We start from the raw sequence: 22492 nt of genomic DNA on the forward strand, positions 1-22492 counted from the left end.
GCCACCCGGGGCGCCCCCGCGCCCGGGCCGGGGGGGGTGCGTCCCCCGCCGCGCTGGGCGGGGGCCCACGCCCCGACCTCCTCGGTCATCCGGGTCTTGCCGATCCCGGCGTCCCCGGCGAGCAGCACCGCCGCGGCCCGACCCGCCGCGGCGGCATCGAAGGCGGCACGCAGTCTGCGCAGTTCACGGCTGCGCGCCACCACCGGAATCCCGGAACCCAGACGCGGCATGGTTGGCATGCTCGCACACCTCAGGCGGCGTGGCGGTCACCTTGCCGCGGATCAGGACGGTGCCGCACCACCCGCTGCCACCACGGCGTCCGCCGCACCTCGTGCAGGTGCAGCCGTGCCGTGCGGTCGCGGGTGCCGTGTCGGCGGTAGTTGACCTCGGCCCGGATCGCCTCTGTGGTCCACTCCATCATGCTCACTCCTCGTCGTTCACCTGGACTTCCCTGGTGATGACGAGACTGGTGCTGAGGTCGGGGGCCGGGCATCGGACGATCACGCAGTCCTGGGCCGCGGAACCCTTACTCGGTGGGCTGAGTGGTGTCCGGTGGGCGGGGTAAGGGGTGTGGGGGACCGATTCGCGGCGGACGCCTCAACCGGCGTCCAGGCTGTCGTCTTTCACCGCGCCGACGAAGACGTGCCATTCGAGGTCGGCGAACGCCAGGTGACCTTGTCTCACGTTCTTGGAGTCACGCACCGCTGCGCCGCTCCGGCCGATGACGAGTTCCACGCAGTCGTTGCCCGCACCACTGCGGCTGCTCTTGCGCCATTCGGCACGTGCCAGGTCAGAAACGGTCACGCCCCGCTCCTTTCGTACTGTGCGAAACGGTGGCCAGCCGGTCGGCTGCCCGCTGGATCAGATCGAGGGTGTCGTCCGGTTTCAGCGCCGCCGCCCGCAAATGATCAAAGATCATCGTGTAGCGCCGGACATCGGACTCCTGTTCGAGATACACCCCAGAAGTCGTGTTCTCGACATAGACCACGTCGGGGTCCGCCTGTTCGGGGAAACCCAGGATGAGGAACGGTGTTTCCATTCCCGCGTGCGCCCCCGCGGTGAACGGCACCACCTGGAGCGTCACATGCGGCAGCGCGGCGGCCTCGGCGAGTCGGGTCAATTGCGCGTGCATGACCTCGGCGCCGCCGGTCGCCCGATGCAGGACGGCCTCGTCGATCACCGCCCAGTACTCCGGCGGTCGCGGGTCGGTGAGCAGCCGCTGGCGGACCAGCCGCCCCTTGACCATCTTGTCGATCCGCGCGTCGTCCATGTCCGGTCGGATGGCCCGGATGACCGCCCGCATGTACTCCTCGGTCTGCAGCAGGCCGGGGACCAGCAGCGCCTGGTGTGTGTGCAAAGAGGACGCGTCGGCCTCCAGGCCGACGAACGACCCGGTGAAGACCTCGTTGTAGGCGTGCCACCAACCCTTCTGCCGTGCCTCCCTGGCGAGTTGGACGAGCGCGTCGCGCCGGTCCTCGTCGATTCCGTACAGCTCCAGCATGTCCCGCACGTCGCGGGGGGTGACACCGACGTGTCCGGTCTCGATTCGACTGATCTTCGAGGCCGAGCATTCGAGTTTCTCGCCGACCTCGTCGATCGTGAGATTGGCCGATTCACGGAATCGGCGAAGTTCGCTGGCGAGCCTGCGACGGCGGACCGTCGGGCTGTGACCTCGCGCCACGTGGTTTCACCTCGTTCCTGCCCGCCCTAGCGAAGTAGGGCGGATGGTTGCGCCCGGCAAGTGTCAATGGTGATCTTGTTTGGCACAAGACCACGCCCCAAGTTTCCCGCCCAGTCTGCGAGCCGCTCCCCGTACGACCCGCCGCTGTCACCCGATCGTGTACTGCAACTTGCAGAACGCCGCCCGCAGGCCGCACTCTGCTTCTATACCGACGGGCTCCACAGGGAACGGTCGCCGCATTCTTGTCTTCGGCGCGCGCGACCGTCCACTTGAGCCCTCGCTGGAACTGGAGGGCAAACCGTGCGCAAGTCGATCTTCGGACACATGGAAGCCTCGCTGCACGGGTACCTCGCGGACGTCCGCGACCGCGCCGAACACGGCGGCGACCACATCGCGGCGGCGCTCGCCAGGGCCGAACTGCCCCGGGTGGTCGCGGCGCTGCAGGCACTCCTGGACGAGCACACGCCCGACGACCGCGGCCGGTGCCCGACCTGTCGGACCCGGCTGTTCACCCGGGCACCCGCGCCGTGCCGGGCCTACCTGACCGCGCACCTGTGTCTGCTCGTCACCGAGGACACCGACGACCGCGAGCACCTGGCCCGCTGAGAAGAGACTCGGGTCGCGGGCTCCCCCTCCCCCGCGGCCCGCGTCGGGCGACCGGGCTCCCCCGCCCACGTGTGTCGCCCGACATCACGGCAGGACCGGAACCAACCCCCCGACGGTTCCGGTCCTGCCGCCATGTCCGGGGTCAGGAGATCCGCAGCAGTCCTTCTTGGACGACCGTGGCGATCAACGCGCCGTCCTGGGCGAAGAAGCGCCCGGTGGCCAGCCCGCGGCTGTTCGACGCGCTGGGTGACGCGCAGTCGTAGAGCACCCACTCGTCGGCCCGGAAGGGGCGGTGGAACCACATCGCGTGATCGAGGCTCGCACCCAGGACGTTGTCCGTGCCCCAGTACACCCCGTGCCTGGCGAGGACGGCGTCGAGCAGGGTCATGTCGGAGGCGTAGGCCAGCACGCAGACGTGCAGCAGCGGGTCGTCGGGCAGGGTGCCGTCGGCGCGCATCCAGACCTGGCTGCGGGCGGCGCTCGGGCCGGTCTCCCGGGTGAGCCACGGCGGCTGCGACACGTAGCGGATGTCGATGGGACGCGGGCGGGTGCCGTGGCGGCCGAGCTTGGCGGTGATCTCGGGCGTCATCAGCTCGTGGCGCTTGGGCAGCGCGTCCGGCGGCGGCACCGCGGGCATCGGCTCGGCGTGCTCGACGCCGGACTCGACAAGCTGGAACGACGCCGACAGCGCGAAGATCGCCTTGCCGTGCTGGATTGCGACCACGCGGCGGGTGGTGAACGATCGGCCGTCGCGGATGCGGTCCACCTCGTAGACGATGGGGACGCTGGGGTCGCCGCCGCGGATGAAGTACGCGTGCAGCGAGTGCACCCCGCGCTCCGGCGGCACCGTGCGGCCCGCGGCGACCAGCGCCTGACCCGCGACCTGGCCGCCGAACACGCGCAGCGGTGAGTGGCTCGGGCTCACCCCGCGGAAGATGTTCTCCTCGATCCGCTCCAGGTCGAGCAGCGCGACCAGGCGGTCGAGCACGGCCTGCCCGCTGACCGAGTCGTCGTCAGGCGGCGGCGCGGCGGCTTCGGTCATCTACCCGGTCCTTTCGAGCGGCTCAGGCGTGGTCCTCCTCGCCCAACCGGTGCACCCGGATGAGGTTAGTCGAGCCGACCGTCCCTGGCGGGGACCCGGCGACGATCACCACCAGGTCGCCCGGCTGGTATCGCCCGATCGAGAGCATCGAGATGTCGACCTGGCGGACCATCTGGTCGGTCGAGTCCACCTTCGGCACCAGGAACGTCTCGGTACCCCAGGTCAGCGCGAGCTGGCTGCGCACGCTCGGCTCCGGGGTGAACGCGAGCAGCGGCAGCCGGGTGTGCAGCCGGGCGAGGCGCTTGACCGTGTCGCCGGACTGGGTGAACGCGACCAGCGCCTTGGCGTTGAGCCGCTCGCCGATGTCGCGGGCGGCGTAGGAGATCACGCCGCGCTTGGTGCGGGGCACGTGGGTCAGCGGCGGCACGATGGGCATGTCGAGTTCGACCGCCTCGATGATCCGGCTCATCGTCTGGACCGTCTCGATCGGGTAGCGGCCCACGCTGGTCTCGCCGGACAGCATGAGCGCGTCGGCGCCGTCGAGCACCGCGTTGGCCACGTCGGACGCCTCGGCCCGGGTCGGCCGAGAGTTGTTGATCATCGAGTCGAGCATCTGGGTGGCCACGATGACCGGCTTGGCGTTCTCGCGGGCGATCTGGATGGCGCGCTTCTGCACCAGCGGCACCTGCTCCAGCGGCAGCTCCACCCCCAGGTCGCCGCGGGCCACCATGACGCCGTCGAAGGCGAGCACGATCGCCTCCAGGTTGTCGACCGCCTCGGGCTTCTCCAGCTTGGCGATGACCGGCAGCCGCCCCTTGCCGACCCGGTCCATCACCTGGTGCACCAGGTCGATGTCGGCGGGCGAGCGGACGAACGACAGCGCGACGAAGTCGACGCCCAGGTGCAGGGCGAACTCCAGGTCGTCGATGTCCTTCTCGGACAGCGCGGGCACGGACACGTCCATGCCGGGCAGCGACAGGCCCTTGTTGTTGCTGACCGGGCCGCCCTCGGTGACCTCGCAGACCACGTCCTGGCCCTCGACGGCGGTGACCACGAGGCCGACCTTGCCGTCGTCCACCAACAGCCGGTCGCCCGCCCTCGCGTCGTCGGCGAGGCCCTTGTAGGTGGTGGACACCCGGTCGTGGGTGCCCGCGACGTCCTCGACGGTGATCCGCACGACGTCGCCGGTGCGCCACTCGACCGGTCCGCCCGCGAACGTGCCGAGCCGGATCTTGGGACCCTGCAGGTCGGCGAGGATGCCGACGGCGCGGCCCGCCGCGTCGCTCGCGGCCCGCACGACGTCGTAGACCTGCTTGTGGTCGCCGTGGCTGCCGTGGCTGAAGTTCAGCCGGGCCACGTCCATGCCCACCGCCACCAGCTCGGCCACCCGTTCCGGCGTGGCGGTGGCGGGACCCATCGTACAAACGATCTTCGCGCGTCGGCTCACGCTTGAGCAGCGTAGACCCGATTGCTGTACCGATCACGATGTACCCGCGAGTAGCGGGCGTTTCGATTCAGAAGTTCGTCCGGCGTCGGCCTGGCCGTCACCGGGCGCGCTCGCTGGGGCCCACGTGGTCGCGCGCCCAGTCGTTGAACGCGCGGAGTTGCCGCCAGGCCGTGCGCACCCGGCTGAAGCACTCCCGCTCGTGCAGCACGTCGTCGGGTTCCCAGACCCGCACGGCGTAGACCGAGCGGTATTGCAGCAGGTCGAGGCGCGGGTGGTCCTTGGCGTAGCCGCGCGGGGTGGTGCGCAGCCGGTCGCCGCGGATCTCCCAGCCCGCGCGCTCCAGGGTCGTGAGGACGCCGCGCAGCGCCGCGCCGTGGATCTCCTCGGCGACCGCGGCGCGAAACCGGGCGAGCTGGTCGGACTCCAGGTGGAAGCACCCGCCGCCCGCGCGCAAGCCCTCCGGCCCGACCTCGACGTAGTACGCGCCGCCGCCGCGGCCCCGCTCGATCACCCCGCCACAGTGCGTCTTGTACGGCGTCTTGTCCTTGGCGAACCGCACGTCCCGGTAGGGCCGGAACACTTTGGCCGAGCCGAATTCGCCGCCGAACTCCTTCTCCAGCTCGGTCAGCAGCGCCTGCATCGGCGCGTGCACATCGGACTGGTAGGTGGCCTTGTTGGTGTCCCAATAGGTCTTGGAGTTGTCCACGAGCAGGCCGTCGTAGAAGTCGACGGCGTACTCGCCGAAGCCGCCGAACGCGGTCACACCCGCTCCTCGGGGGTGCGGTCGTGGCAGCGCAGCAGCAGCGCCACCGCCTCGGCGTCGGGCTTGTAGTCGATCTCGTCGATCGCGGCGATCGGCCGGACCGGGCTGAGCGCGTTGGTGGCGAACGCGGCCCGGAAGCCCGCCAACTCCGCGACCGACACCGGCCGTACCGCGTAGTCCAGGCCCGCGCGGGTCAGGCCGCTCTGGATCAGGCCCATCGCGATGCCGGGCAACACGGGCGCGCTGGGCCAGACGACCGTGTCGCCGTCGAGGAAGCAGACGTTCCAGGTGGAGCCCTCGCACACCATGCCGTCCGGGTTGACGAACAGCACGTCGTCGTAGCCCGCCTTGCGCGCGATCCGGCGCTGGTAGAACAGGCCGAACGTGCCCGCGTGCTTCACCTGCGGCAGATCGCGCTGGTAGCCCGCGGTGCGCACCCGCAGCGGCGCCGGGTCCGCCGCGGGCAGGGCGCCGACCGAGATCAACAGGTCGGGCCGCACATCGGACTCCGGGCTGCGCGGGTCGAACGCGGCGGCGAAGACATTGGCGCGCGCGTAGACCGGCGTCGTCCGCCCGGCGATCGCGGCCCGGACAGCCGCGCGCACCCGGTCCTCGGACATCCCTTGGCCGAACACGACCCGGGCGTCCCGGTCGAGCCGTTCGAGGTGGCGGGCCAGCCCGCGCACCCGCCCCTGGTCGACCCGCATGGAGGTGAAATGGCCGTAGTTCACCAGGGCCATGGATCTCAGATCGTCGTGCACGCTCATCCGCGGCAGTCTCGCATGTCCCACCGACACCAACCGAAGGCACGCCCGCTGTCTCAGCGCACGGTCAGCGGTAGCGCGGTCGGGTGCACGGGGGCGGGCAGGTCGGAGGCGCCGGTGAGGTGGGCGTCGACCGCGTGCGCGACCGAGCGGCCCTCGGCGATCGCCCACACCACCAGCGAGGCGCCGCGATGGGCGTCGCCGCAGACGAAGACGCCGGGGGTGGTGGTCTGCCAGTCCGGGCCGCAGGACAGGGTGCCGCGCGGGGTTCGGGTCAGGCCGAGGTGGTCGAGCAAGGGCAGCGGCTGCACGCCATCGAAGCCGATGGCCAGCAGCACCAGGTCGGCGGGCAGCACGTGCACCTCGTCGCCGACGGGGACGACCTCGCGGGTGCCGGTGTCCGGGTCCCTGCGGACCTTGACCTCGCGAAGCTGCACCGACGTCAGGTTTCCCTCGTCGTCGCCCACGAACTTCTCCACGGCGACGGCGAACCGGCGCTCGCCGCTCTCCTCGTGGGCCGGGTAGGTGCGCAGGATCCACGGCCACACCGGCCACGGCGACCGCTCGTCGTCGCGGTCGTCGGGGGGGCGCGGGTACTGGTCGAGCTGGGTGACGCTCGCGGCGCCCTGGCGGGTGGCGGTGCCGTAGCAGTCGGCGCCGGTGTCACCGCCGCCGATGATCACCACGTGCTTGCCGCGGGCGTCGAGCGGGGTGGGGCCATCGCCCTCGCACTGCTTGTTGGCGGGCACCAGGTGGTCCATGGCCAGGTGCACGCCGCGCAGCTCGCGGCCGGGCACGTCCGGCGCGTCGCGCCCCTGTAACGCGCCAACGGCCAGCACCACGGCGTCGTGCCCCGCGCGCAACTCCTCGACCGACAGCGCGCCCGGCCCGGACCCGCCGACCTCGCGGCCGGTGACGAACCGGGTGCCCTCGGCCCGGAGCTGGGCAAGCCTGCGGTCCAGGACGCGCTTCTCCATCTTGAACTCGGGGATGCCGTAGCGCAGCAGGCCGCCGAGCCGGTCGTCGCGCTCGTAGACGGTGACCTCGTGGCCCGCGCGGGTGAGCTGCTGGGCGGCGGCGAGCCCCGCCGGGCCCGACCCGACGATCGCGACCTTGCGCCCGGAGGACACAGTGGACACTTGCGCGGTGACGTAGTCGCGCTCCCACGACACCTCCGCGATCGCGTTCTCCACCCGCTTGATGGTGACCGCGCCGCCGGACTCGGGCGTGATGGCCAGCACGCACGCCGCCTCGCACGGCGCCGGGCACAGCCGTCCGGTGAACTCGGGGAAGTTGTTGGTGGCGTGCAACCGATCGCTCGCCAACGCCCAGTCGCCCCGGCGCACCAGGTCGTTCCACTCGGGAATGAGGTTGCCCAGCGGACAGCCCGCGCTGCCGGAGTGGCAGAACGGGACGCCGCAGTCCATGCAGCGGGTGGCCTGCCTGCGCACCTGCCGCTCCCGCTCGGCGGGAATCTGGTCGCGGTACACCTCGCGCCAGTCGGCCAGCCGGTCGGCGACCGGCCGTTTCGGCGCGTCCTTGCGCAGGTGGGCGAGGAATCCGTTCGGGTCAGCCACGGGAGGCCGCCATGATCGCCTCGTCGACGTCGCGGCCCTCGGCCCGCGCGATCCGCATCGCCTCCAGCACCCGCTGGTAGTCGCGCGGCATGACCTTGGTGAACGTCGCGCCGCGCCGCGTCCAGTCGCCCAGCAGCGAGGCCGCGACCGCCGACCCGGTCAGTTCATGGTGGCGGGCAACGGTTTCGCGCAGCCAGCGCAGATCGTCCTGGCCGGGGCGCTGCAGGTCGACCATGGCGGGGTTGACCAACCGCGGATCGAGGTCGAGCACGTAGGCGATGCCGCCGGACATGCCCGCCGCCAGGTTGCGGCCCGTCGCGCCGAGCACGACCGCGCGGCCGCCGGTCATGTACTCGAAGGCGTGGTCGCCCACCCCCTCGGCGACGATCACCGCGCCGGAGTTGCGCACGCCGAACCGTTCGCCGACCCGGCCGCGCAGGAACACCTCGCCGCCCGTGGCGCCGTAGCCGATGACGTTGCCCGCGATCACCTGCCGCTCGGCGGCGAACGGCGCGTCCGGGTGCGGCCGCACGATGATCCGCCCGCCGGACAAGCCTTTGCCGACATAGTCGTTGGCGTCGCCGATGAGGTCGAGGGTGATGCCCGCGGGCAGGAACGCGCCGAGCGACTGGCCCGCCGACCCGGTCAGTCGCACGTGGACGGTGTCGGCGGGCAGGCCGTCGCCGCCGTAGCGGCGGGTGACCTCGGCGCCGAGCAGGGTGCCGACCGTGCGGTTCACGTTGCGCACCGGCAGGTCCAGCCGCACCGGGTGCGCGTCCTCCAGCGCCGCCTCGGCGAGCTGCACCAGGGTGCGGTCGAGCGCGTGCGCCAGGCCGTGGTCCTGCGCGCGCACCCGCCTGCGCGCCGTGCCGTAGCGGGTCTCGGGCACCGCGAACACCGGGGACAGGTCGAGTCCCTGGGCCTTCCAGTGCGTCACGGCGTCGTCCACGTCGAGCAGGTCGGCGTGCCCGATCACGTCGTCGAGCGTGCGGAAACCCAGCGCTGCCAGGTGTTCGCGCACTTCCTGTGCCACGAACCGGAAGTAGTTGACGATGTGGTCGGCCTGGCCGGTGTAGCGCTTGCGCAGCACCGGGTTCTGCGTGGCCACGCCCACCGGGCAGGTGTCGAGGTGGCACACCCGCATCATCACGCAGCCCGCGACGATCAGCGGCGCGGTGGCGAAGCCGTACTCCTCGGCGCCGAGCAGCGCGGCCACCACCACGTCGCGGCCGGTCTTGAGCGCGCCGTCGACCTGGACGGTGATCCGGTCGCGCAAACCGTTGAGCAGCAACGTCTGCTGGGTCTCGGCCAGGCCGATCTCCCACGGCGTGCCCGCGTGCTTGAGCGAGTTCAGCGGCGAGGCCCCGGTGCCGCCGTCGTGGCCGGAGATCAGCACCACGTCGGCGTGCGCCTTGGACACCCCGGCCGCGACCGTGCCCACGCCCAGTTCGCTGACCAGCTTGACATGGACGCGGGCGTGCTCGTTGGCGTTCTTGAGGTCGTGGATGAGCTGCGTGAGATCCTCGATCGAGTAGATGTCGTGGTGCGGCGGCGGGGAGATCAGCCCGACGCCCGCGGTGGAATGCCGGGTGCGGGCGATCCACGGGTAGACCTTGTTCGGCGGGAGTTGGCCGCCCTCACCGGGTTTGGCGCCCTGCGCCATCTTGATCTGGATGTCGGTGGCGTTCACCAGGTACTCGCTGGTGACACCGAACCGTCCACTCGCGACCTGCTTGATGGCCGACCGGCGTTGCGGGTCGTAGAGCCGCGCCGGGTCTTCGCCGCCCTCGCCGGTGTTGGACCGGCCGCCGATACGGTTCATCGCGATCGCCAGCGTCTCGTGCGCCTCGGCCGAGATCGAGCCGTAGGACATCGCGCCGGTGTTGAACCGCTTCAGGATCTCCTCGACCGGCTCGACCTCCTCGATCGGCACGGGCGCGCGGTCTCCGGTGCGCAGGGCGAACATGCCGCGCAGCGCGCCGCCCTCGCGGTTGAGCCGCTCGACCTCCGCGGTGTATTCGCGGTAGACCTCCTCGCGGCCGGTGCGGGTGGCGTGCTGGAGCAGGAACACCGTCTCCGGGGTGAACAGGTGCAGTTCGCCCTCGCGCCGGTAGGCGTACTCACCGCCCACGTCGAGGCGTCGGTGCACCCGGTCGGTCGGGTTCTCCGGGTGCGCGCGGCGGTGGCGCGCGGCCGCCTCGCGGGCAAGCACCTCGAAGCCGACGCCGCCGAGTTTCGACCTGGTGCCGGTGAAGTACTCGTCGAGCAGGTCTACGGCCAGCCCGAAGGACTCGAAGACCTGCGCTGCGGTGTAGGCGCCCACGGTGGAGATGCCCATCTTGGACATGATCTTGAGGACGCCCTTGACCAGCGCCCGCACGTACTGCCGGATCGCCGTGCGCGGCTCCATGCCGGTGATGGCGCCCTGGCCGATCAGGTCCTCGATGGTCTCGAAGGCCAGGTACGGGTTGACCGCGGCGGCGCCGTAACCGAGCAGCAGCGCGATGTGGTGCACCTCGCGGGCGTCGCCGCTCTCCACCACCAGCGCGACGCGCAGCCGCTCCTTGGTGCGCACCAGGTGGTGGTGCACGGCGGAGACCAGCAGCAGCGACGGGATCGGCGCCATCCGGTGGTCGGAGTCGCGGTCGGACAGCACCAGAATGCCCGCGCCCGCCGCGATGGCCTCGGACGCCTCGCGGCGCACCTGGGCCACCGCCGCCGCCAGCGCGTCCGCCCCACCATCCACTTCGTACAGTCCAGAGAGGACAGTGCAGGCGTAGCCGGGCAGGTCGCCGTCGTCGTTGACGTGGATGAGCTTGGCCAGCTCGTCGTTGTCGATGACCGGGTACGGGAGCTGGATGTGCCGGCAGGACGCCGGTCCGGGCTCCAGCAGGTTCTGCTCCGGGCCCATGATGCGCTGCACCGAGGTGACGATCTCCTCGCGGATCGCGTCCAGCGGCGGATTGGTCACCTGGGCGAAGTTCTGCTTGAAGTAGTCGTACAGCAGCCGCGGCCGCTGCGAGAGCGCGGCGGGCGGGGTGTCGGTGCCCATCGACCCGATCGGCTCGGCCCCGGTGACCGCCATCGGGGTGAGCAGGATCTTGAGCTCCTCCTCGGTGTAGCCGAAGGTGAGCTGGCGGCGCAGCACCGACTCGTGCGTCTGCACCACGTGTTCGCGGTCGGGGAGGTCGGCGATCTCCAGCAGGCCCGCGTGCAGCCACTCCGCGTACGGCAGGTCGTCGGCCAGCCCGGCCTTGACCTCGTCGTCGTCCACGATCACGCCCGCGGCAGTGTCCACAAGGAACATCCGGCCGGGCTGCAACCGGCCCTTGGCCACGACTTCACTCGGCGGCACGTCGAGCACGCCGGTCTCGCTGGCCAGCACGATCCGCCCGTCCGCGGTCTGCCACCAGCGCGCGGGGCGCAGGCCGTTGCGATCGAGCACCGCGCCGACGACCGTGCCGTCGGTGAACGTGACACACGCCGGGCCGTCCCACGGTTCCATCATGCTGGCGTGGAACTGGTAGAACGCGCGGCGCCGCTGGTCCATCCCGGTGTGGTTCTCCCACGCCTCCGGGATCATCATCAGCACCGCGTGCGGCAGCGACCGCCCGCCAAGGTGCAGCAACTCCAGCACCTCGTCGAAGGAGGCGGAGTCCGAGCCGTCCGGGTCGACGATCGGGTAGAGCCGGGTGAGGTCGCCGGGCAGCAGGTCGGACTCCAGCAGCGCCTCGCGGGCGCGCATCCGGTTCCGGTTGCCGCGCACGGTGTTGATCTCGCCGTTGTGCGCGACGTAGCGGAACGGGTGGGCCAGCGGCCAGGACGGGAAGGTGTTGGTGGAGAACCGGCTGTGCACCAGCGCGATCGCGCTGCGCAGCCGCTCGTCGGACAGGTCGGGGAAGAACGCGGGAAGCTGCGCAGTGGTCAGCATTCCTTTGTAGACCATCGTACGCGTTGACAGCGAAGGGAAGTAGGTGCCGCAGCCGATCATCGCACTGTCCCGCTCGACCCGCTTGCGCAGGCAGAACACCAGCCGGTCCAACTCGATCCCGCGGGGAGCGCGACCGTCGGCGTCGGGCTCCCCGGTGATGAACGGCATCGCGAAATGCGGCATGACCGACAGCGCGGTCGGCCCGATGTCCGCGGCCGCCGGGGCGACCGGCACGTCGCGCCAGCCCGCGACCCGCAGGCCCTCCTCGCCCGCGATCCGCTCGATCAGCGCGACGGCCTTCGCGCGCGGGTCGGGATCGGTGGGGAGGAACGCCAGGCCGGTGGCGTAGCCGTGCGCGCCCTGGTCATCCGGCTCGGGCAGCGCGAACCCGACCTCCGCGCGCAGCAGGTCGTCCGGGAGCTGCACGAGGATGCCCGCGCCGTCGCCGCTGGTCGGCTCGGCGCCCGCGGCGCCGCGGTGTTCCAGGTTCGCCAGCGCGGTGAGCGCGTCGGAGACGATGCCGTGGGAGCGCCTGCCCCGGATGTCGGCGACCATGGCCACACCGCAGGCGTCGCGTTCGGTGGTCGGGTCGTAGAGCCCTTGGGGTCGCGGCAGCGCGGAGAAGATCACCTACGGCCTCCTGTCTGCGGTCTCGCGCTCAGTTCGGCCTCGCCGGGTGGCCAGGCCACTGCTGGGCACGGGACGACAGCGGCCCGCGTTGACATGAGCTTAACAGTCTGGAAACGAGCAGGACACCGTTTCAGGCGACGCTCGGGCGCACCGCTGCGCGGGCACGCCGGTCACCCAGGGCAAGGGTAGCCGAGGGTGCTGACGCCCGCGCCCGGTCAGCGGACTTCCGCCACCAGCAGCGGAAAGGCGAACGTCCGGCCCGCGTCGGCGTCGAGCATCGCCACCGCGTTGGCGGACATCTCGCGGATGAACTCGCTCTCGCCGTGTTCGGCGGTGACCTGCGACCACAGCCGCCACAGCGCGGGCCCGTCCGCGTGCTCCCTGACCGACCGGATATCCACTTTTCCGGTGCGGGCCCACAGGTTCCGCCACCAGTCGGCGGTGTGGAACGCCGCGAAGTCCCACTCCCAGTACGTCCGCAGCCACGCGGGTGGCTCGGTGAACTCCGCGCGCACGCCGGGAACCGCGATGCCGATCCGGCCGCCCGGGCGGACGAACTTCGCCAGGTAGCCGATGTAGAGGTCGGCGGTGCCGAAGTACTGGTAGGCGTCGACACTGACCACGGCGTCGAAGTAGCCCTCGGCGAACTTGAGGTCGTGTGCCTCGGCGTGCAGCGGGAACACCCGGTCGGCGACGCCTGCCGCGGTGAACCGGGCGAAGTTGTCACCCGGCTCGATCCACAGGTCGGCCGCCCACACCTGCACGCCGAACTCCCGCGCCAGGAACACGGAGGTGAGGCCGCGTCCGCAGCCCAGGTCGAGCACGCGCATGCCGGGTTCGAGGCCGAGGTCGGCGGCCAGGTCTTCGAGCAGCCACAGCGGGTGCGGCCCCATGCAGTTGGCGATGAGCCAGGCGGGGTCGTAGCCGGTGGAGCGGGGGAACTCGGGGCGCGCGAGGGCACTCAGGTCGGTCACCACGGCAGCCTGCCGTGGCCGGTGCCCGCGCGCATCCCGTTATTCGGCGTCCTTGCGCGCGCCGCCCGCGGGCTCGGCGTCCGCGAGGTCGGCTGCCTTGGCTACCTCGGCCTCGTCGTTGTCGGCGCTGTCTTTGTCGGCGCTGTTCTTGTCGAGGCTGTCTTTGTCGGCGCTTGCCTCGTCTGTGCTGTCCTTGCCTGCGCTGTCCTTGCCTGCGCTGTCCTCGTCTGCGCTGTCCTCGTCTGCGGTCGGTTCATCCACAGTGGACAGAATCTCGCGCTCGCCGCGGCTGCGCGCCAGGACGAAGTAGGCCACCGCGCCCGCGAACAGCACGATCGAGGTCCAGACGTTGATCCGCAGGCCGAGCACCTGCGTCGCCGGGTCGGTGCGCATCATCTCGATCACGCCGCGGCCCACCGTGTAGCCCGCGACGTAGATCGCGAACGCGCGGCCGTGGCCGAGGCGGAACCGGCGGTCGGCCCACACCACGATCGCGGCGACCACGAGGTTCCAGATCAGCTCGTAGAGGAACGTCGGGTGCACGGGGCTGTTCTCGATCAGCGTGTGATCGATCGCGACGCCGTTGAGCGGGTCCTCGACGCCGAACTCGTTGACCCGGCGGTAGATCTCCAGGCCCCACGGCAGGTCGGTCGGGCCGCCGTAGAGTTCCTGGTTGAAGTAGTTGCCGAGGCGGCCGATGGCCTGCGCGACCACGATCCCGGGCGCGACGGCGTCGGCGAACACCGGCAGCGGCACCCCCCTGCGCCTGCACCCGATCCACGCGCCGACCGCGCCGAGGGCGATGGCGCCCCAGATGCCGAGCCCGCCGTCCCAGATGCGCAGCGCGTCGAGCGGGTTCTTGCCCTCGCCGAAGTACCGGTAGTAGTCGGTGGCCACGTGGTAGAGGCGCCCGCCGACCAGCCCGAACGGCACCGCCCACACCGCGACGTCGATGACCGTGCCCGCGGCGCCACCGCGCGCGATGAGCCGCCGCTCACCCCACCAGATGGCCACCACGATCCCGGCGATGATGCACAGCGCGTACGCGCGCAGCGGGAGCGTGATGAATCCGAGGTCCAACTGCCAGACACCGCGGTCGGGACTGGGGATGCTCGCCATTAACAGCGTGGAGGCGTTCGTCACGGCGCCCACGGTATCGGTGGCCGGTGTCGTCGCCGTGAAGAGGTGCCCTCAGGCGAGGTCGAGGTCGGCGGGGAACGGCTCGGCGAACCTGAGCCGCCCCTGCACACTCGCCGCGACCTTGGTGTACTCCTCGCCGTCAAGGGCGAACAGGACCGCCGATGCGGGCCGGGGGACGGGATCGACCAGCAGGTAGAACGGGATTCGCGCCTCCGCGTAGAGGGCCCGCTTCTGCGCCTTGTCATACGACCGCGACGACGGCGAGATGACCTCCGCCGCCAGGAGGACGTCCGCCGCGTGGAAGTAGAGCCTGTCAGCGTCGGGGACGGTGACGACGACCAGATCAGGAATCAGCAGTCGCTGGGAGTTGAGAACCACGTTCACGCCCGGCAACAACTCCAGGTGGGGCGGAAGCGCGGCCGGAAGACCCACCTGGAGACGCTGCAACACCCGCTGGTGGGGCGCACCGGGTGCGGGGCTCAAGACGACCGCACCATCGATGAGCTCCACCCGCTGGCCCTGGTCCTCAGGCATGGCGAGGATTTCCTGGAGTGTCCAACTCTGCGGGTGTCGAGGGAACTCGTAGTTTTCGACTGGCATGGCCACTTCGGGTCACCTCCGAGGATCGCCGGTTGTCACCAGTGTGACATGCCGACGATGAAGTCGTTGCGCACATGCCGCAACCCTGATCGGCGACACCGACAGAAACCGCTGCTCAGCGAGGCCCGGACCCAAGATCACCCGATCGTGGTCGGGGCCTTGCGTACCCCGGCCGCCAGTTCGACCGCCAACTCGCGCACCGAGTCGACGCCGACCTCCGCGCGGGTGACGAAGGCCGAGCCGACGATGACGGCGTCCGCGAAGCCCGCCACCTCCGCGGCCTGCGCCCCCGACCGCACGCCCAGCCCGACCCCGATCGGCAGCGACGTGTGGGCGCGGGCGCGCTCGACCAGCCCGGGCGCCGCGCCGCCCACCGCGTCACGGGCGCCGGTGACGCCCATGACGGCAGTGGCGTAGAGGAACCCGGAGGACGCGGCCGCCGTCGAGGCGATGCGCTGCTCCGAGGACGACGGGGCGACCAGGAAGATCCGGTCCAGGTCGTGCGCCGCCGAGGCGGCCAGCCAGTCCTGGGCCTCGTCGGGGATGAGGTCGGGGGTGATCATGCCCAGGCCGCCCGCGGCGGCGAGGTCGCGGGCGAACGCGTCGACGCCGTAGCGGTGCACCGGGTTCCAGTACGTCATCACGACCGCCTGCCCGCCCGCCGCCGACACGGCCTCGACTACGCGGAACAGGTCGCGCAGCCGGAAGCCCCCGCGCAGGGCGGTCTCGGCGGCGGCCTGGATGACCGGGCCGTCGATGACCGGGTCGGAGAACGGCACACCGACCTCGACCAGGTCGCAGCCGGAGTCGACCATGGCGGTCAGCAGGTCGATGGAGCCGTCGACGGTCGGGTAGCCCGCGGGCAGGTAGCCGACGAGCGCGCCGCGCCCCTGCGCCCTGGTCCGCGCGAACACCGGGTCGAGCCTGCCCATGTCAGGACCCTTCGTAGAAACCGAAATACTTCGCCGCGGTGTCCATGTCCTTGTCGCCCCGGCCGGACAGGTTGACCAGGATGAGCCCCTCGGGCCCGAGTTCCCGGCCGAGCACGAGCGCACCGGCCAGCGCGTGCGCGGACTCGATCGCCGGGATGATGCCCTCGGTGCGCGAGAGGAGCTGGAACGCCGCCATCGCCTCGTCGTCGGTGGCCGAGCGGTACTCGGCGCGCGCGGTGTCCTTGAGCCAGGCGTGTTCCGGGCCGACGCCCGGGTAGTCCAGGCCCGCCGAGATCGAGTACGCCTCGACGATCTGGCCGTCCTCGTCCTGCAGCAGGTAGGACCGGGCGCCGTGCAGCATGCCGGGGGTGCCCTCGGTCAGCGTCGCGCCGTGTTCGCCGGACTCGATGCCCTTGCCGCCGGGCTCGATGCCGACCAGCCGCACACCGGGGTCGTCGATGAAGCCGTGGAAGATGCCGATCGCGTTGGACCCGCCGCCGACGCACGCGGTGACCACGTCGGGCAGCCGACCGGCCAGGTCCAGGATCTGCGCCCGCGCCTCGTCGCCGATGACGCGGTGGAAGTTGCGCACCATGACCGGGAACGGGTGCCCGCCTGCGGCGGTGCCGAGCAGGTAGTGCGTGTTGTCCACATTGGTCACCCAGTCGCGCAGGGCCTCGTTGATGGCGTCCTTGAGGGTGCGCGAGCCTGCCTTCACCGGGATGACCTCGGCGCCGAGCAGCTTCATCCGCGCGACGTTGAGCGCCTGGCGCTGGATGTCGACCTCGCCCATGTAGACCACGCAGTCCAGGCCCATGAGCGCGCACGCGGTGGCGGTGGCCACGCCGTGCTGGCCGGCGCCGGTCTCGGCGATGACCCGCGGCTTGCCCATCCGCTTGGTGAGCAGCGCCTGGCCCAGCACGTTATTGATCTTGTGTGAGCCGGTGTGGTTGAGATCCTCGCGCTTGAGGAACACCCGCGCGCCGCCCGCGTGCTCGGCGAACCGCGGCGCCTCGGTGAGCAGCGACGGCCTGCCCGCGTAGTCGCGCAGCAGTCGGGTGAACTCGGCGGTGAACTCCGGGTCGAGCCGGGCCTTGTCGTACTCGGCCGACAGCTCGTCGAGCGCCCCGATCAGCGCCTCCGGCATGAACCGGCCGCCGTACGGGCCGAAGTGGCCGCCCTCGTCGGGGTCGTGCGGGCTGCGCGCGTGCGGGTCGGGCTCGTCCCGCTCGGTCATCGGCTCGGCCTCGGGCAGGCCGGGTGCGACCCGGCGGTGACGAGCTGGACCACGGCGGCCTTCGGGTCGTCGCTGGCCACCAGACCCTCGCCGACCAGCACCGCGTCGGCGCCCGCGCCCGCGTAGGTCATCAGGTCGCTCGGGCCGCGCACGCCGGACTCGGCGATCTTGACGACGCCCGAGGGCAGGCCGGGCGCGAGCCTGCCGAAGACGTCCCGGTCGACCTCCAGGGTGTGCAGGTCGCGCGCGTTGACGCCGATGACCCGGGCGCCCGCCTCCAGCGCGCGATCGGCCTCCTCGGCGGTGTGCACCTCGACCAGCGCGGTCATGCCGAGCGACTCGACCCGGTCGAGCAGCGAGGCCAGCGCGTTCTGCTCCAGCGCGGCGACGATCAGCAGCACCAGGTCGGCGCCGTGCGCGCGGGCCTCGTGCACCTGGTACGGGCTGACGATGAAGTCCTTGCGCAGCAAGGGAATGTCCACGACCGCGCGGACGGCGTCGAGGTCGGCGAGCGAGCCGCCGAAACGGCGCTGTTCGGTGAGGACGCTGATGACCCGGGCGCCCGCGTCGGCGTAGTCCTTGGCCAGCGCGGCCGGGTCGGCGATGACGGCCAGGTCGCCCCTGGACGGGCTGCGCCGCTTGACCTCGGCGATGACGCCGACGTCCGACCCGCGCAGCGCGGACATCGCGTCCCGCGGCGGCGCGGCCTTCGCGGCCAACTCCTTGATGGTGTCGAAGGAAACGGCCGCCTCGCGAACGGCGAGGTCCTCCCGGACGCCCTCGACGATCGAGTCCAGGATGCTCACAAGCCACCCTCTATCGATGTCCCGCTCGTGTAGTCCCTCACAAGCACTGCCCCTTCCCGCCGAATTGATGCTAGCTCCGGCCCGTCAGGCGGTAGGGCACCGGGTCCACGCTTCACGGTTCCCGGGCGGTGGGATCCTCGCCGTCGGAAAGCGCGCGCCACAGGTCGGGCTCGGACTCCTTGGCGGCGCCCGGAGTCCGGTACCGCGCGCCCAGCCGCGCCATCCGGTGGCCGCGCGACAGCAACAGGAGTCCGACGGCCACCAGCAGCGCGCCGCCGGTCACCGCCAGGGCCCGTCCCCAGGTGCCGGGGCCGATGGCCTGGTACAGCGGGACGACGCCCGCGAGCGCCACCACCAGCCCCAGTGCCCGCCGCGCGAGTCCGCCCAGCGCCACCACGCCCGCGATCGCGGCGAGGGCCAGCACCGCCAGCGGCACCAGCGCGGGCGCGACCTCGGCGCCCGGCACGGCGACGGCGGTGGTCGCGTCGGTGCCCGGCCGCGCCCGCACCTCGGTGCCCCACGCGAGCCGCGACGCCACCCACAATGCCAAGGCGGCCAACGACAAGCCCAGCGTGACCATCCACAATGGACGTCTGGTCACGGCGCGGCCGGGCGCATGGTCTCCGCGGTGGCGATCGCGGCGAGCACGGCGCCCGCCTTGTTGACGCACTCGGTGTCCTCGGCTGCCGGGTTCGAGTCGGCCACGATGCCCGCGCCCGCCTGCACGTAGGCCACGCCGTCGCGAATGAGCGCGGTGCGGATGGCGATCGCGGTGTCGCAGTCGCCCGCGAAGTCGAGGTAGCCGACCACGCCGCCGTAGAGGCCGCGCCGGGTCGGCTCCAACTCCTCGATCAGCTCCATCGCGCGCGGCTTGGGCGCGCCGGACAGCGTGCCTGCCGGGAAGCAGGCCGCGACCGCGTCGAACGCCGTCTTGCCCTCGGCCAGCTCGCCGGTGACCGTGGACACGATGTGCATGACGTGGCTGTAGCGCTCCACCCGGAAGAAATCGACGACGCTGACGGTGCCCGGCTTGCAGACCCGGCCGAGGTCGTTGCGGCCGAGGTCGACCAGCATGACGTGCTCGGCGCGCTCCTTCTCGTCGGCCAGCAGATCCTTCTCCAGGATCTCGTCCTCTTCTGGGTCGACGCCACGCCACCGGGTGCCCGCGATCGGGTGCGTGGTGGCCCGGCCGTCGCGCACGGTGACCAGGGCTTCCGGGCTGGAGCCGACGATGCTGAACCCGTCGAGGCGAAGCAGGTACATGTACGGGCTCGGGTTGGACGTGCGCAGCACGCGGTAGACGTCGAGCGGGTCGGCCTCGGTGCGCATCTCGAACCGCTGCGACACCACGATCTGGAACGCCTCGCCCGCGCGGATCGCCTCCTTGGCGGTGCGCACGGCGTCCTGGTAGTCGGCGGGCTCGCGCCTGCGCAGGTAGTCCGGCGCAGGCCGGTCGAACACGGTGGCCGTGGGCGGGGCGGGGGTTTGCAGGCCGACGGTCATCGCGTCGAGCCGGGCCACCGCGTCGTCGTAGGCGGCGTCGACCCCGGCCGGGGCGTCGTCCCAGTTCACGGCGTTGGCGATGAGGGTGACGGTGCCCTCGTGGTGGTCGAGCGCGGCCAGGTCGGTGGCCAGCAGCATGACCAGCTCGGGGAGCTTCAGATCGTCCTCGGCCAGCTCGGGGAGCCGTTCGAGCCTGCGCACGGCGTCGTAGCCGATGTAGCCGACCATGCCGCCGGTCAGCGGCGGCAGCCCCGGCAGCGGGTCGGTGTGCAGCGCCCGCACGGTCTCGTTGAGCGCGTCGAGCGGGTCGCCGCCCTCGGGCAGGCCGACCGGCGGCGTGCCGGTCCAGTGCGCCTCGCCGCCGGTCGCGGTCAGCGCGGCGGCGCTGCGCACGCCGACAAACGACCAGCGCGACCACGAGCGGCCGTTCTCGGCGGACTCGAACAGGAAGGTGCCCGGGCGGTCGGCCGCGAGCTTGCGGTAGACCCCGACCGGGGTCTCGGCGTCGGCAAGGACGCGGCGGACGACCGGGATGACCCGGCGGCCCGCGGCGAGGACGTGGAACTCCGCGCGGGTGGGGCTTACCTCGCCCATGCCGGTGTTCGCCGCGGGCCGAGGGGGGATGCCGATCACACTGACCATGGCCGACATTCTGCCGTGCGCGATCGCGGCCACCCCGGGCCGGGGTAATTCAACTATCGTTGAATCGATGGGCCGTAGGACATGATGAGGGTGTGACGACAAGCGTGCGGCAGGACGACGGGGACCGGCGGCGCGGTCGCCGCCCGGGCGGCACCGACACCCGGGCCGCGCTGCTCGCCGCCGCCCGCGAGGTGTTCAGCGAACAGGGCTACGACGGCGCCACGGTGCGCGCGATCGCCGGGCGCGCCGGGGTGGACGCGGCGATGGTCAACCACTGGTTCGGCGGCAAGGACGCGCTCTTCGGCGAAGCCGTGCTGCGGTTGCCGTTCAGCCCGAAGGAACTGCTCGCCACGCTGCTGGACGGCGATCCGGCCGACCTCGGCGAGCGCATCGTGCGCACCTTCCTGACCAGGTGGGACGCCCAGGACGGCGGCGTGTTCGCCGCCCTGGTGCGCAGCGTCGCGGGCCACGAGCAGGTCGCCCACGCGCTGCGCGACTTCTTCATCCGCGGGGTGTTCGGCCAGCTCGTGCCGACGGTCGCCGACGACCGGCGCGAACTGCGGGCCAACCTGGTGGCGGCGCAGATGATCGGCATCGGGATGGTCCGCTACGTGGCCAAGTTCGAGCCGGTGGCGTCCACCGACATCGAGACCGTGGTCACCGCGGTGGCGCCGAACATCCAGCGCTACCTCACCGGCAGGCTGGACTAGGCCGTGTCCACAAAGGACCTATCGCAGCAGTGAGTGCGCGTCGAAACAGGTGCGGTCGCCCGTGTGGCAGGCGGCGCCCTCCTGGTCGACAACGAGCAGGATGGTGTCGCCGTCGCAGTCGATGCGCACGTCGTGCACCGCCTGGGTGTGCCCGGAGGTCTCCCCCTTGACCCACAACCTGTTGCGGCTGCGGGAGAAGTAGGTCGCGCGCCGGGTGGTGAGGGTCAGGTGCAGCGCCTCGTCGTCCATCCACGCGACCATGAGCACCTCGCCGGTGCCGCGCTGCTGCGCCACCGCGCACACCAACCCCTCGGCGTTGCGCTTGAGCCGCGCCGCGATCGCCGGGTCGAGCGCGCTCACCTGTGCACCCCGCCGAGATACTCCCGCGCGGGCCGGGTCATCAGCAGCACCACCACATACGCGTGCGCGGCGGCGAGCAGGCCCGAGGCCGTGCGCGCCCACCACGGCAGTTCTCCGAGCGCGATCAGCGTGTGCACCAGGGTGGCCACCACCGCCACCGTGATCGCCCCGCCGCGCGCGAACGGCAGCCGCACGACCAGGGCGGCGACCACGGCCAACTCGACCAGCACCACCCCGATCGGGAACCGCAGCACCCCCGGGTCGGCCGCGAACCGGACGAACCCGAGCGCCAGGAACACCACCGCGGCACCGCCGACGATGGCCGCCGCGAGCCGCACCTCCAGCGGCCGGGTCACCGGACCACGATTCCGGCCGCGCGCAAGGTGTCCTTGACCTCGCCGATGCGCAACTGTCCGAAGTGGAACACGCTGGCGGCGAGCACCGCGTCGGCGCCGCTGGCCACCGCCGGGACGAAATGGTCGAGCGAACCCGCTCCCCCGCTGGCGATGAGCGGCACGTCGACCACGGCCCGGACCAGTTCGATCAGCGCCAGGTCGAAGCCCGCCTTGGTGCCGTCGGCGTCCATCGAGTTGAGCAGGATCTCGCCCACGCCCAACTCCTGCCCGCGCGCGGCCCACTCGACGGCGTCGATGCCGGTGCCGCGGCGGCCGCCGTGCGTGGTCACCTCGAAGCCCGATGGCGTCGGCGCGGACCCGGCGGGCACGCGCCGCGCGTCGACCGACAGCACGATGCACTGCGCGCCGTAGCGGTGCGACGCCTCGCGCAGGAACTCCGGGCGGGCGATGGCGGCGGTGTTGACGCTCACCTTGTCCGCGCCCGCGCGCAGCAGCTTGTCGACATCGGACACCTCGCGCACGCCGCCGCCCACGGTGAGCGGGATGAACACCTGCTCGGCGGTGCGGCGCACCACGTCGAAGGTGGTCTCCCGGTCCGACGAGGACGCGGTGACGTCGAGGAAGGTGAGCTCGTCCGCACCCTCGGCGTCGTACGCCGCGGCCAGCGCGACGGGATCGCCCGCGTCGACCAGGTCGGTGAAGTTGACTCCCTTGACGACCCGCCCCGCGTCGACGTCGAGGCACGGGATCACGCGTACCGCTACAGGCATGCCGTCGAGCCTACGGGGCCG

23 protein-coding genes are annotated in these 22492 nt (G+C 71.7%); 2 read left to right on the plus strand and 21 right to left on the minus strand.

Annotated elements, in window-relative coordinates; genetic code table 11:
- The 4 genes from ACT4N7_RS22620 to ACT4N7_RS22635 form a co-directional block, all read right to left on the minus strand.
- On the minus strand, positions 1-239 hold a 239-nt coding region (locus ACT4N7_RS22620), incomplete at its 3' end, for an AAA family ATPase (protein ID WP_444830829.1).
- An 11-nt stretch (positions 240-250) separates the two neighbouring features.
- Positions 251-418 carry a hypothetical protein gene (locus ACT4N7_RS22625; protein WP_444830830.1) on the minus strand — a complete coding sequence of 56 codons (168 nt, stop codon included), beginning with the start codon at positions 416-418 and terminating at the stop codon, positions 251-253.
- 179 nt (positions 419-597) lie between these two features.
- Positions 598-804: a DUF397 domain-containing protein gene (locus ACT4N7_RS22630; RefSeq protein ID WP_444830831.1), complete on the minus strand. Its 207-nt coding sequence runs from the start codon at positions 802-804 to the stop codon at positions 598-600.
- Positions 791-1681, minus strand: coding sequence for a helix-turn-helix domain-containing protein (locus tag ACT4N7_RS22635; RefSeq protein WP_444830832.1), 891 nt, complete (start codon positions 1679-1681; stop codon positions 791-793). Before ACT4N7_RS22635 ends, ACT4N7_RS22630 begins: the two co-directional genes overlap by 14 nt.
- 300 nt (positions 1682-1981) lie before the next feature.
- Between ACT4N7_RS22635 and ACT4N7_RS22640 the strand changes: the two genes are divergently transcribed.
- Positions 1982-2287, plus strand: coding sequence for a hypothetical protein (locus ACT4N7_RS22640; RefSeq protein ID WP_444830833.1), 306 nt, complete (start codon positions 1982-1984; stop codon positions 2285-2287).
- 142 nt (positions 2288-2429) lie between these two features.
- Here the strand turns inward: ACT4N7_RS22640 and tesB are convergent, their stop codons facing one another.
- The 14 genes from tesB to ACT4N7_RS22710 form a co-directional block, all read right to left on the minus strand.
- Positions 2430-3329, minus strand: a complete 900-nt coding sequence (gene tesB, locus ACT4N7_RS22645) for an acyl-CoA thioesterase II (protein ID WP_444830834.1) — start codon at positions 3327-3329, stop codon at positions 2430-2432.
- Positions 3330-3351: 22 nt separating this feature from the next.
- The gene (gene pyk / locus ACT4N7_RS22650; RefSeq protein WP_444830835.1) at positions 3352-4776 is read right to left on the minus strand and encodes a pyruvate kinase; all 1425 of its coding nucleotides are present in this window, start codon (positions 4774-4776) and stop codon (positions 3352-3354) included.
- Positions 4777-4873: 97 nt separating this feature from the next.
- Positions 4874-5539, minus strand: coding sequence for a DUF2461 domain-containing protein (locus tag ACT4N7_RS22655; protein ID WP_444830836.1), 666 nt, complete (start codon positions 5537-5539; stop codon positions 4874-4876).
- Positions 5536-6306 (minus strand): aminotransferase class IV, encoded by a 771-nt coding sequence (locus tag ACT4N7_RS22660; RefSeq protein ID WP_444830837.1) that lies wholly within the window; start codon positions 6304-6306, stop codon positions 5536-5538. Before ACT4N7_RS22660 ends, ACT4N7_RS22655 begins: the two co-directional genes overlap by 4 nt.
- Positions 6307-6359: 53 nt before the next feature.
- Complete coding sequence (locus ACT4N7_RS22665; protein WP_444830838.1) at positions 6360-7880, minus strand: glutamate synthase subunit beta; 1521 nt, start codon at positions 7878-7880, stop codon at positions 6360-6362.
- A complete protein-coding gene (gltB, locus tag ACT4N7_RS22670) occupies positions 7873-12441 on the minus strand; it encodes a glutamate synthase large subunit (RefSeq protein WP_444830839.1) in 4569 nt (1522 codons plus the stop codon). Before gltB ends, ACT4N7_RS22665 begins: the two co-directional genes overlap by 8 nt.
- 215 nt (positions 12442-12656) lie before the next feature.
- Positions 12657-13415: an SAM-dependent methyltransferase gene (locus ACT4N7_RS22675; RefSeq protein ID WP_444830840.1), complete on the minus strand. Its 759-nt coding sequence runs from the start codon at positions 13413-13415 to the stop codon at positions 12657-12659.
- 39 nt (positions 13416-13454) lie between these two features.
- Positions 13455-14534 carry a prolipoprotein diacylglyceryl transferase gene (gene lgt / locus ACT4N7_RS22680; protein WP_444830888.1) on the minus strand — a complete coding sequence of 360 codons (1080 nt, stop codon included), beginning with the start codon at positions 14532-14534 and terminating at the stop codon, positions 13455-13457.
- 72 nt (positions 14535-14606) lie between these two features.
- On the minus strand, positions 14607-15155 hold the full coding sequence (locus ACT4N7_RS22685; RefSeq protein WP_444830889.1) for a Uma2 family endonuclease: 549 nt from the start codon (positions 15153-15155) through the stop codon (positions 14607-14609).
- 137 nt (positions 15156-15292) lie between these two features.
- Positions 15293-16087 carry a tryptophan synthase subunit alpha gene (gene trpA / locus ACT4N7_RS22690; RefSeq protein ID WP_444830841.1) on the minus strand — a complete coding sequence of 265 codons (795 nt, stop codon included), beginning with the start codon at positions 16085-16087 and terminating at the stop codon, positions 15293-15295.
- Position 16088: 1 nt separating this feature from the next.
- Positions 16089-17342: a tryptophan synthase subunit beta gene (gene trpB / locus ACT4N7_RS22695; RefSeq protein WP_444830890.1), complete on the minus strand. Its 1254-nt coding sequence runs from the start codon at positions 17340-17342 to the stop codon at positions 16089-16091.
- On the minus strand, positions 17321-18130 hold the full coding sequence (gene trpC / locus ACT4N7_RS22700; RefSeq protein ID WP_444830842.1) for an indole-3-glycerol phosphate synthase TrpC: 810 nt from the start codon (positions 18128-18130) through the stop codon (positions 17321-17323). Before trpC ends, trpB begins: the two co-directional genes overlap by 22 nt.
- A 112-nt stretch (positions 18131-18242) precedes the next feature.
- Positions 18243-18710 carry a Trp biosynthesis-associated membrane protein gene (locus ACT4N7_RS22705; RefSeq protein WP_444830843.1) on the minus strand — a complete coding sequence of 156 codons (468 nt, stop codon included), beginning with the start codon at positions 18708-18710 and terminating at the stop codon, positions 18243-18245.
- 17 nt (positions 18711-18727) lie between these two features.
- Entirely contained in the window at positions 18728-20275 is a 1548-nt protein-coding gene (locus ACT4N7_RS22710; protein WP_444830844.1) for an anthranilate synthase component I, read from the minus strand.
- 92 nt (positions 20276-20367) lie between these two features.
- Here ACT4N7_RS22710 and ACT4N7_RS22715 point away from each other — a divergent pair, with 92 nt between their 5' ends.
- Complete coding sequence (locus ACT4N7_RS22715; RefSeq protein WP_444830845.1) at positions 20368-20985, plus strand: TetR/AcrR family transcriptional regulator; 618 nt, start codon at positions 20368-20370, stop codon at positions 20983-20985.
- An 18-nt stretch (positions 20986-21003) separates the two neighbouring features.
- Here the strand turns inward: ACT4N7_RS22715 and hisI are convergent, their stop codons facing one another.
- Genes hisI through hisF form a run of 3 tightly spaced genes read right to left on the minus strand, consistent with a single transcriptional unit; the run spans position 21004 to position 22471 of the window.
- Positions 21004-21345: a phosphoribosyl-AMP cyclohydrolase gene (gene hisI / locus ACT4N7_RS22720; protein WP_444830846.1), complete on the minus strand. Its 342-nt coding sequence runs from the start codon at positions 21343-21345 to the stop codon at positions 21004-21006.
- Positions 21342-21701: a hypothetical protein gene (locus ACT4N7_RS22725; protein ID WP_444830847.1), complete on the minus strand. Its 360-nt coding sequence runs from the start codon at positions 21699-21701 to the stop codon at positions 21342-21344. Before ACT4N7_RS22725 ends, hisI begins: the two co-directional genes overlap by 4 nt.
- Positions 21698-22471, minus strand: a complete 774-nt coding sequence (gene hisF / locus ACT4N7_RS22730; RefSeq protein ID WP_444830848.1) for an imidazole glycerol phosphate synthase subunit HisF — start codon at positions 22469-22471, stop codon at positions 21698-21700. The genes ACT4N7_RS22725 and hisF overlap by 4 nt, the downstream gene beginning before the upstream one ends.
- Positions 22472-22492 lie beyond the last annotated feature (21 nt).

This window comes from Actinokineospora sp., from assembly GCF_052390155.1.
In the GTDB taxonomy this organism is placed as follows: Bacteria; Actinomycetota; Actinomycetes; order Mycobacteriales; family Pseudonocardiaceae; genus Actinokineospora.